Here is a 10,502-nt window from a genome sequence, read left to right as displayed (position 1 = left end):
TACGCGGTGCCGCACTTCCAGGTCGAGGGGATGGACGTCAATCTGTCGCTGGTTAGCCAGATGCCGAAGGCGAAGGCGTAGGTTCGGACGATGATAAAAACGGAACGTCCGTTGTGGGGCCGGGGCATTATGGTGTCGCCCCAGCATTTTCAACAGCAGGCTGCGTATACAGCCTGGACTGCGGAAGTGATTGCCCGGATGGGGCTTAACCACCCCTGGGGAGTGATGGAGGCGACCTTCGAACCAGAGATGCTCAAACTGGGCCGCCTGCAGGCTCACAGGCTGCAGGTCCGGTTCCAGGATGGCACGATGATTGATACGGACAATGCCGATGCGCTGCCGTCCGCGCTGTCACTGGACGGCGCGTCCGGCGAGGCGGTGATCGTGCTGGCGCTGCCCCTGATGCAGGCGAATGGCGGCAACTGTCTGAAGCCGGAGGAGGTGGCCGAAAGGCCGGTGCGCTTCCGGCAGCGCTGGCGTGATGTCCGCAACCAGTTCGGGGATGATACCCGGCAGATTGCCGTCATGCAGCCGGAGCTGACCCTCCGCTTCGCCCATCAGGACAACAGCGATTACCTGACCTGTCCGCTTGTTCGCCTGCAGCGGGACTCGCAGGGGGCCTGGCTTATCGACGAGACGTTTCTCCCGCCGCTGCTGCAGATCCAGGGCAGCCGCTGGCTGGCGACGCAGCTTGAACAGCTGCTCACCCAGCTTCGGGCTCGTCTGACGCGCCTGATGGCCATGCGTCGCGAGAGTAATGAACGGATGGCTGATTTTGCCGTGGCCGATGTCTCTCTGTTCTGGTTGCTGAACGCGCTGAACAGCGCCGAGCCGGTGCTGGGGTACTTTCTGCGTGACCAACAGAGCCCGCCGGAACGCCTCTATCCGGAGCTGGCGCGCCTGGCTGGCAGCCTGCTGACCTTTTCGCTCACCCATCAGGCGAATGCCGTCCCGATTTATCAGCATGACCAGCTGAACGCGGTTTTTCCGCCGCTGTTTGATTTACTGAGCGACCTGCTGGAGGCGAGCCTGCCGTCGCGGGTGGTGGCGATTGCGCTTGAGCATGATGCCCGGCTGCACTTCTGGCAGGCGCGTCTGCACGATGCCCGGCTGCGGGAAGGGGCTGATTACTATCTGTCGGTTCGTTCGTCGGTACCGGTCGCCCGGCTGCAGGAGCAGTTTCCGCGACAGTGCAAAGTGGGCAGTCCGGATCATGTCAAAGCCATCGTCAACTCCTCGCGGACAGGGGTGCCCCTGACGCCATTGCGTCATGTGCCGGCGGCGATCCCGCTGCGTCTGGAAAATCAGTATTTCAGCCTCGATGTGTCCCACCCTCTGGCGACGGAAATGCTGCAGAGCGGCACCTGTATGTTTTACGTCCCGGGGATGCTCGGTGAGCCTGAACTTGAACTTTTTGCGGTACTACGAACGTGAATGAGCCTAAACGCGGTAACGCCGCGTCCATTGATATTGATGCGCTGCTGCAGAACACCTGGCTGCAGGTTATCAGCCTGCGCCACGGCCCGCAGTTCCGCGATGAGGAAGGGTACACGCTATGGCAGCGCTGTATTGCTGATGTCGAGCGCGTGCAACATGAGCTGAAGGCGAGCGGGCTTGATGACGCCAGCTGTCAGCATATTCTCACCGCCCAGTGCGCGCTGCTCGATGAAGCCGTGAAAGGGCGCGGCGTGGAGGATGAGGCCTGCCTGCAGTGGTATGACATTCCGCTGCAGGGGCACTTCCTCGGCACCATGGACGCCGGCGACACCCTGTGCGAGCGGATGCGCGATGTGCTGCGTGAACCGGCGCCCGACCTGGCCGTGGTCACCTGTTTTCAGCGGGTGATGCTGCTGGGTTTTGTTGGCAGCTTTCGCTCCCTCAACGATCCCGAGCGCCTGAAGCTGATCAACGCGCTCAGTGAGCATGTCCCACCTTTTCAATGCCCGTCAACCGCTCCCGTACTGGTAGAGAGTCGGGCCGGACTGGGGATAAGCGGCTGGCTGGCCTCCTGGCCCGTGCGAATTGGCCTGAGCGTGATGGTGGTACTCGTCCTGTGGTGGGGGCTGAACCACTGGCTCGATCACCTGCTGCTGACCCTGTTACCGGGGACGGTGAAATGAGCCCCGCGCAGCAGCGTGGGCTGGCGCTGTGGGCCAGCCTGCTGAGTGCGCTGGTGTGCCTGCTATTTTTGCCGGTTCCCCGCTGGGGGGCATGGCTCATTCTGCTGGTCACGCTGGCCCTGATCATCGGGATCTGGCGCATCGCCAGTCGTCGTACCCGACGTAACGTTGCGTTAAGCCTGGACGATCTCCCGGAGGTCGCTTATCGCCAGCCGGTGGTCCTCGTTTGCGGCGATATGCCGTTTGTCTGGCCGCAAGCGTCACCGGTGCGAGTCGTCAAACAGGGCTGCTGGATCCGCGTGGAAAAGACGGAGGAGCTGCAGCAGGTCGCGCGTCAGATATTGAGCCAGCGGCCGGAATGGGGGCCTCAGCTGTCGGTGCTGCTCTGCGTCTGCCCGCAGCGGCACGCACAAAGCGATGCGCTGACCAGCGCTCTGCTGGCCCTGCGCTGGCAACTCAGCCAGCTGCGCCAGCAGACGGGGTATGCCGTACCGCTGGCGCTGCAGGGGCAGGTGGGCAGCACGATGAGCCCCATCCTGCTCTGGCAGGCGGCGATGCCGGGTGAAGCGGTGAAAGTCTGGCAGCCCTCCTGCGCCCCCTGTTCCGTACCGGCCTGGGTAAGCGCTGGCGGGGCGGCCGCGCTGAAGCAGCAGGTGCTGATGAACAGCCTGATGGGCTGGTTTGAACATCACGTCCATGCCGTGTTGACGGAAGAGAATACCGACCTGCCGCCTCTGACCCCAGCGGCCGTGCTGTGGGGCCTCGGGCCCTCGCTGCCTGGAAGTCTGGCGTCGTCGGCCTGGACGACGTGGTTATCCCGACATAGCGGCCTGTCGCGGGTAGCTGGCTGGCAGCCTGGCGAGAGCGACACCGGGGACGCTTCAGCCTTACCGGAATTCATCCTGCCGCAGTTACCGGCGGGACGGGGACTAACGCCACGAGGCAGGGCCTGGCGCGCGGCGCTCGCGATTTTCACCCTCGCGGCTGTCGCCGCGCTGCTCAGCAGTGGCTTGAACAATCGACAACTGCTGCAGCGCGTGAGCGTCGATATTGCCCGTTATGAGCGGATTGCGATGGATGATTATCGGCCAAAAGCCAGCGCTGTCAGGGTGCTGCGTGAAGATGCCGCGCTGCTCGATAGCTGGGCGCGTAACGGTGTCCCGCTGCGCCTGAGTCTGGGCTTGTATCGCGGGGAGCAGATTCGCCTGCCGTTGCTGGAGGCTATTCGCGGTTACGTGCCGCCTCCACCGCCGACCAGGCCGGTGCAGCGCGTCGCGCCGAACGTCATCCGCCTTGACAACATGTCGCTATTCGATACCGGGAAATGGGTACTGAAGCCTGGTTCGACAAAGCGGCTGGTCAACTCGCTGGTGGACATTAAGGCCAGGCCCGGGTGGCTGATTGTGGTGGCGGGCCACACCGACAGCGTGGGTGAGGAAAAAGCCAACCAGCTATTGTCGCTGAAACGTGCGGAATCGGTCCGCGACTGGATGCGCGATACCGGCGACGTGCCGGACAGCTGCTTTGCCGTTCAGGGCTATGGCGAAAGCCGACCAATTACAACAAACGATACGCCGGAAGGCCGTGCGCTGAACCGTCGTGTCGAAATCAGTCTGGTGCCGCAGGTAGACGCCTGCCGGTTACCGGACCAACCCTCTGCGTCATCCCAGGATGATGGCGCTTCACTACACAATGGAGAGTAATTCCATGGCAATTCCTGTTTATCTTTGGCTGAAAGACGATGGCGGCGCGGACATTAAAGGGTCTGTCGACGTTCAGGATCGTGAAGGCAGTATCGAAGTGGTGGCTCAGGAGCACAACCTGTACATCCCGACCGATAACAACACCGGCAAACTGACCGGCACGCGTATCCATACGCCGTTCCTGTTCACCAAGGAGATCGACTCCTCCAGCCCCTACCTGTACAAGGCGGTGACCACCGGCCAGACCCTGAAATCCGCTGAGTTCAAGTGGTACAGAATCAACGATGCCGGCCAGGAAGTGGAGTATTTCAATACCAAACTTGAGAACGTCAAGGTGGTGAAAGTGAATCCCCTGATGCACGACATCAAAAACCCCGCCTACGAGAAGCACAACCATCTGGAACAGATTGAGCTGCGCTACGAGAAGATCACCTGGACCTATAAAGACGGCAACATCATTCACTCCGATAGCTGGAACGAACGCGCCACCGCGTAATTGCCCGTCATATTTCGCGCCGCTGGCGCGCAGGCGACGTTCGCTCATCCCGGCCGCATCGTTATCGCTGCGGCCGGGGATTATTGCGGGCGATCGCCTGATGCGGGCAGCGTTTCTCTGCCCGCCGTTTTTTGCTGAGTGCCTGAGATGCGGGTTCTCAGCAAAGAAAAACACAATCTGCCTGCCTGACCCTGTGCGCTGTGGGTTCCTGTTCGGGAACAGCGACGGGCGGTAGCGTGTCCGGAACCAATAAGAGAGGATCTCATGGAAAATCCAGCCAGCCTGTTACGCCGTCTTAATCCCTGCTGTGCCCGCGCAATGGAGGGGGCGGCCTCCCTGTGCCAGACCCGGGCGCATGCCGAGATCCTGCCCGAGCACTGGCTGCTCAAGCTGCTGGAACAGGGGGAAGGCGATCTGACGGTGCTGGCGCGGCGCTATGAATGGGATATGGATGCGCTGTGGCAGGATCTGCTGAGCTGGCTGGATAAACAGCCGCGCTCGGTACGTCATCGTCCCCAGCTCTCTGACCATACCCTGAGGCTGATGCAGAAGGCCTGGCTGATTGCCTCGCTCAGCGGCGAAGCGCAGATCCGCAGTGTTCACCTGCTGATGGCGCTGGTTGAAAAACCGAATCTGATCCAGTGCGATGGCCTGTGGCCGCTGTTAACGCTGGGCCAGCGTCAGCTGGAACGCCTGCGCCCCTTGCTTGATGCCCAGTCCGACGAACGTCCGCCAGCGCAGCAGGAAGCGGCCCTGGCGCAGCCCCATGGCGGGGACGTGGAATTTGTGGGGCGTCCTGCGAGCGGTGAACTGAATGCGGATGGGCTCAACCCGGCGCTGCAGAACGCGCTGGACAAATTCACTCTCGACGTCACCGCCAAAGCCAGAGATGGCCAGATTGACCCGGTGTTCGGACGCGACACGGAAATCCGCCAGATGGTGGATATTCTCTCCCGTCGGCGTAAAAACAACCCGATCCTCGTCGGTGAGCCGGGCGTGGGCAAGACCGCGCTGGTGGAAGGCCTGGCGCTGCGCATTGCCGAAGGCAACGTCCCCGACGCGCTGAAGCCGGTGTCGGTGCGCACCCTTGACCTCGGTCTGCTGCGGGCCGGCGCCGGGGTCAAAGGCGAGTTCGAGCAGCGGCTGAAAAATATCATTGAGGCGGTACAGCAGTCGCCTTCGCCGGTGCTGCTGTTTATCGACGAGGCGCACACGATCATCGGCGCGGGTAATCAGGCGGGCGGCGCGGATGCCGCCAACCTGCTGAAGCCGGCGCTGGCCCGGGGCGAACTGCGGACCATCGCCGCCACCACCTGGTCTGAATACAAGCAGTACTTCGAGCGCGACGCCGCGCTGGAGCGCCGCTTTCAGATGGTCAAGGTGGATGAGCCGGACGACGACACCGCCTGCCTGATGCTGCGCGGCCTGAAGTCCCGCTATGCCGACCACCACGGCGTGCATATCACGGATGATGCGGTGCGCGCCGCCGTGACGCTGTCACGACGCTATCTCACCGGTCGCCAGCTGCCGGACAAGGCAGTGGATTTACTCGACACCGCTTCCGCCCGCCTGCGTATGAGTTTGGATACCGTGCCTGAGCCGCTGACCCGCATGAAGGCGCAGCTCACCGCGCTGGCGATGGAGAAACAGGCGCTGCTGGAAGATATTGCGCTGGGCAACAGCGCCCGCGGCGAACGGCTGGCGGCCATTGAGCAGGAGGAGATCCGCCTTATTCTGGCGCTGGATACCCTTGAAACTCAGTATGGTCAGGAGCTGCAGCTGACGGAAGCGCTGCTCGCCTGCCGCCGCGATATCTCCCGCCAGGCGGAAATTAGCGATCTACAAACCGCGCTTATCGCCGTCCAGCAGGGCAATCCGCTGCTCGGGCTGGACGTCGACGTCCGCACCGTGGCGACGGTGATTGCCGACTGGACCGGCGTGCCGCTCTCCTCGCTAATGAAAGATGAGCAGACGGAGCTGCTGAGTCTGGAAGAGAGTCTCGGCAAACGGGTGGTTGGCCAGGAGGCGGCCCTGAGCGCTATTGCCCGGCGCCTGCACGCCGCGAAAACCGGCCTGACGCCGGAGAACGGTCCGCAAGGGGTGTTCCTGCTGGTCGGGCCGAGCGGCACCGGCAAAACGGAAACGGCGCTCGCCCTCGCCGATGCGCTGTTCGGCGGCGAGAAAGCGCTGATCACCATCAATCTCTCCGAGTACCAGGAGCCGCACACCGTCAGCCAGCTGAAGGGTTCTCCGCCCGGCTACGTCGGCTACGGCCAGGGCGGGATCCTGACCGAGGCGGTGCGCAAACGCCCCTACAGCGTGGTGCTGCTCGATGAGGTGGAAAAGGCCCATCGCGATGTGATGAACCTGTTCTACCAGGTCTTCGACCGGGGGGTAATGCGCGACGGCGAGGGGCGTGAAATCGACTTTCGCAACACCGTGATCCTGATGACCGCCAACCTCGGAAGCGACCTCCTGATGCAGTTGCTGGATGAACAGCCGGAGGCCAGCGAATCAGACCTGCACGAGCTGCTGCGCCCGGTGCTGCGCGGCCACTTCCAGCCGGCGCTGCTGGCCCGCTTCCAGACGGTGATTTACCGTCCGCTGCCGGCGGCAGCGCTGCGCGCCATTGTCGGGATCAAGCTCGGGCAGGTAAGTCAGCGTCTGGCTTGCCATTACGGAATCACCACCACCCTCAGCGAGAGCCTGTTCGACGCGCTGACCGAGGCCTGCCTGCTGCCGGATACCGGCGCCCGCAACGTCGACAGTCTGCTGAATCAGCAGATCCTGCCGGCGCTGAGTCAGCAGCTATTGAGCCATATGGCGGCGGGGCAGAAACCGCGCCAGGTGACGCTGGGGTATCACGAAGAGGAAGGCGTCGTGATGGCGTTTGACGAGGGGACAATATCCGATGAGTAGCGTGAAATCGTTGTTGTTCAGCCATAACCACCACCTGCTTTCGGTGAAGGGATGTGAAGCCGGGCTTGATGTGCTGGCCTTCGAGGGCGATGAAGCCCTGAGCCAGCCGTTCCGCTACCGTATTGAATTCACCAGCGCAGACCATGCCATCAGCAAAGAGATGATGCTGATGAAGGCAGCCTCCCTGACGCTGCAGGCGCCGGTGGCTCAGGGCTTCGGCATCAATGTTCAGCAACCCGTGCGGGTTATCCAGGGCGTGGTGACGGGGTTTGAACGGCTCAGTACCTCCAGGGATGAAACGCACTACGCGCTGACGCTTCAGCCACGCCTGGCGCTGCTTAACCGCTCGCACCAGAACGCCATTTACCAGGACCAGTCCGTTCCGCAGATTGTGGAAAAAATCCTCCGCGAGCGCCACGGCCTGCGCGGTCAGGATTTTCTGTTCTCGCTGACAAAAACGTATCCGCGCCGCGAGCAAGTGATGCAGTACGGCGAGGATGACCTGCGCTTTATCACCCGGCTGCTGGGTGAGGTGGGGATCTGGTTTCGCTTTACCGCCGACACGCGGCTGCACATCGACGTCGCTGAGTTCTGCGACAGTCAGCAGGGCTATGAGAAGGGGCTGACGTTGCCTTCGGTCCCGCCGTCAGGGCAGCAGTCGGCCGGGGTGGACGCGGTGTGGGAGATGGCATGCCGCCACCGCGTCGTGGAGCAGCAGGTCAGTACCCGCGACTACAACTACCGCGAGGCGACGGCGGACATGAACGCGCAGGTGGATGTCACCCGCGGGGAGACCACCACCTTTGGTGAGGCTTACCACTGGGGAGATAACTACCTGACCGCCGGGAATGTCCATGACCGCCATCCGGCGCCGGAGTCCGGGGCGTTTTACGCCCGGCTTCGCCATGAGCGTTATCTTAACGGCCAGACCCGGATGCAGGCCACCACCAGCTGCCCGACGCTCTGCCCGGGACAGGTGTTGAAGGTCACCGGCGGAGAGGAGGTGGCCGGGGAGTTTGCTGATGGCGTGCTCGTCACGGCGATGCACAGCCACGCCCGGCGCGATGCCGACTTTGCGGTGGAGTTTGCCGGCATACCGGACAGCCCGGACGTCGGCTACCGGCCTGAGCCCGGCGCGCGTCCGGTGATGGCCGGGACGCTGCCGGCCCGCGTGACCAGCACCCGGGAAAACGACACCTACGGGCATATCGACAAACACGGGCGCTACCGGGTGAATATGCTGTTTGACCGGGCGCGCTGGGAAACCGGGTTCGAGAGCCTGTGGGTCCGCCAGTCGCGGCCGTATGCCGGAGACACCTACGGTCTGCACCTGCCACTGCTGGCGGGGACGGAGGTGGCGATTGGCTTTGAGGATGGTAACCCCGACCGGCCGTATATCGCGGGCGTGCTGCACGACTCGGCGCACGGCGACCATGTCACCATCCGCAATGACAAACGTAACGTCCTGCGCACCCCGGCCAACAACAAAATCCGCCTCGACGATGAGCGCGGGAAAGAACATATCAAGGTGTCGACGGAGTATGGCGGCAAGAGCCAGCTGAACCTCGGCCATCTCGTGGATGCTGAAAAGCAGCAGCGCGGGGACGGTTTTGAGCTAAGAACCGACAGCTGGGGAGCTATCCGGGCACAGAAAGGGATATTTATCAGCGCTGACGGGCAGGCGCAGGCTCAGGGGCAGGTGCTGGCGATGGAGCCGGCGGTCAGTTTGCTGAAAGGTGCGGTGAATCAGGTCACGGAATGGGGAAGCATTACGCAAACCCATCATAATGTTATCCCAGACACCGGCCCATTAAGCGCACTGACCACAGGCGCCAGCGATCTTAAACAGCCGACATTGCTGATGTCGGCCCCGCAGGGGATTGCCGCAGTCACGCCGGAAACAACACTCCTGCACAGCGGTAACGGGCTGTATCTGCAGAGCCTGGGGGAGGTCAACATCACCACGGCACAGCGCTGTTCTCTGAATGCCAGCCAGGCTATTTCACTGCTGGCGCAACAGGAGGGGATGAGGCTGGTCTCCGCCAAAGGTCCGCTGGAAGTAGAGTCGCACAGCGATATTCTGTCGCTGACCGCGCTAAAAGATATCACCGTCCAGTCAACCCAGGGGCATCTGCAGTTGACGGCTAAAAATGGCATCACCCTGGGTTGCGGCGGCGCATATATCCGTCTTACCCCGCAGGGAGAGGTACAGATCCACGGACCGGGGGTGATTAGCCTTAAGGGGCAGCATGATTTGCAGGGGCCGGTCAGCGAGGCGTTTCCCTTGCCTGAGCTACCGGCATCGGTGTGTAAAGAGTGCCTTAAAAAAGCCCAGGCGCTGGCGCAGGGCTTCGTGCCGCGGGAGGCATAGATGACCAGACAATGGATTGAGGAGGTCGCCGGAACCTGTCGGGCTTTCGGAACGGATTATCTGCATGTCATTATCGATCAGGCGGGGGTGGATTTTTCCGTTATTCCGGCGCTGAATTCGCTGTCAGTTGAGTGGCAGTCGCTTTTTCATGGACTTCCGGAAGCATTTATTGTCGATGATGCTCCGCTGGTGGCGCGCTTTACGCTTGATGATCATGAGCAAATGCGCTGGTTACAGGATATCAGCCAGCAACTTGCCATCCAGGCGCCGCTGCTCCTGTTCTGCACGTACTGGCCCTTTTCGGCGCTGGCGAACTGGCTCACGCAGTGTATGGATATTCTGCAGGAAGGGCGCAGCGGAATTTTACGCTTTTACGATACCCGGGTATTTCCGCTGTTGTTTACACACATTCTCAGTGAAGAGCAGCAAGAGCCATTGATGCGTCCGGCCCTGTTCTGGGCGTGGCAGGATTTTGACGGCCAGGCGAAAGGCATCAAAGGCAGTGGTCTCCCGCCGGAACGCGATGAAAATGCGCCCAAAATAGAACTCAGCGATCGCCAGCTTGAGCATCTGATGTGTATCAGCGATGTCATCGTCATGTTGTCGCACTGTGCTCCGCCTGCGGGCATGTTTGACTCAAGACAGTCACTGTTTTCGGCCTGTTACCAGGGCATGGTGGAGGCGACACGCCAGGGTCTTCTTCTGGATGACGCTCGTGAAGACTGGGTAATGAAGAAGTGGTTTGCGGACGTAAAAACCAGTGAGAGACCTTCAGAATGAAAAGCCTGGTCTGGCTGAGTACACCCCTCTCTTCATTACCCTCAAACCGACAGGGAGAGTCCGATGAAATCTGCATTAATCAGCCCGCTGCTGGCGGGTCTGCTGCTGTTAAC

The 10,502-nt window shown here is 61.8% G+C and carries 8 protein-coding genes; all 8 read left to right on the top strand.

Going from position 1 to position 10,502, the window contains the following annotated elements; all coding sequences use genetic code 11:
- Positions 1 to 81: hypothetical protein (locus N438_RS28945; RefSeq protein WP_227507558.1), on the top strand; the 81-nt coding region annotated here is incomplete at its 5' end.
- Positions 82 to 90: 9 nt separating this feature from the next.
- Complete coding sequence (gene tssK / locus N438_RS27310; protein WP_165818824.1) at positions 91 to 1,434, top strand: type VI secretion system baseplate subunit TssK; 1,344 nt, start codon at positions 91 to 93, stop codon at positions 1,432 to 1,434.
- Complete coding sequence (gene tssL / locus N438_RS27305) at positions 1,431 to 2,120, top strand: type VI secretion system protein TssL, short form (protein WP_012968412.1); 690 nt, start codon at positions 1,431 to 1,433, stop codon at positions 2,118 to 2,120. Before tssK ends, tssL begins: the two co-directional genes overlap by 4 nt.
- Entirely contained in the window at positions 2,117 to 3,823 is a 1,707-nt protein-coding gene (locus tag N438_RS27300) for an OmpA family protein (protein ID WP_100751318.1), read from the top strand. Before tssL ends, N438_RS27300 begins: the two co-directional genes overlap by 4 nt.
- A 4-nt stretch (positions 3,824 to 3,827) precedes the next feature.
- Positions 3,828 to 4,319 (top strand): type VI secretion system effector Hcp, encoded by a 492-nt coding sequence (hcp, locus tag N438_RS27295; RefSeq protein ID WP_002902160.1) that lies wholly within the window; start codon positions 3,828 to 3,830, stop codon positions 4,317 to 4,319.
- 264 nt (positions 4,320 to 4,583) lie between these two features.
- Complete coding sequence (gene tssH / locus N438_RS27290; protein WP_116696595.1) at positions 4,584 to 7,238, top strand: type VI secretion system ATPase TssH; 2,655 nt, start codon at positions 4,584 to 4,586, stop codon at positions 7,236 to 7,238.
- A 1-nt stretch (position 7,239) separates the two neighbouring features.
- Entirely contained in the window at positions 7,240 to 9,609 is a 2,370-nt protein-coding gene (gene vgrG, locus N438_RS27285; protein ID WP_165453604.1) for a type VI secretion system Vgr family protein, read from the top strand.
- A complete protein-coding gene (locus tag N438_RS27280) occupies positions 9,610 to 10,389 on the top strand; it encodes a DUF4123 domain-containing protein (protein ID WP_038422400.1) in 780 nt (259 codons plus the stop codon). It begins immediately after the preceding gene.
- Positions 10,390 to 10,502 lie beyond the last annotated feature (113 nt).

The sequence above is a fragment of the Klebsiella sp. GL120222-02 genome (assembly GCF_003097195.1).
Classification (GTDB): domain Bacteria; phylum Pseudomonadota; class Gammaproteobacteria; order Enterobacterales; family Enterobacteriaceae; genus Klebsiella; species Klebsiella variicola.
The sequence above is the reverse complement of the archived record's forward strand: the minus strand, read 5'-3'. Positions and strand labels throughout refer to the sequence as shown.

Excerpts from the sequence above, each read along its gene's own strand:
- tssK (WP_165818824.1), top strand. The coding sequence starts at position 91 with ATGATAAAAACGGAACGTCCGTTGTGGGGCCGGGGCATTATGGTGTCG.
- N438_RS27300 (WP_100751318.1), top strand. The coding sequence starts at position 2,117 with ATGAGCCCCGCGCAGCAGCGTGGGCTGGCGCTGTGGGCCAGCCTGCTG.
- hcp (WP_002902160.1), top strand. The coding sequence starts at position 3,828 with ATGGCAATTCCTGTTTATCTTTGGCTGAAAGACGATGGCGGCGCGGAC.
- tssH (WP_116696595.1), top strand. The coding sequence starts at position 4,584 with ATGGAAAATCCAGCCAGCCTGTTACGCCGTCTTAATCCCTGCTGTGCC.
- N438_RS27280 (WP_038422400.1), top strand. The coding sequence starts at position 9,610 with ATGACCAGACAATGGATTGAGGAGGTCGCCGGAACCTGTCGGGCTTTC.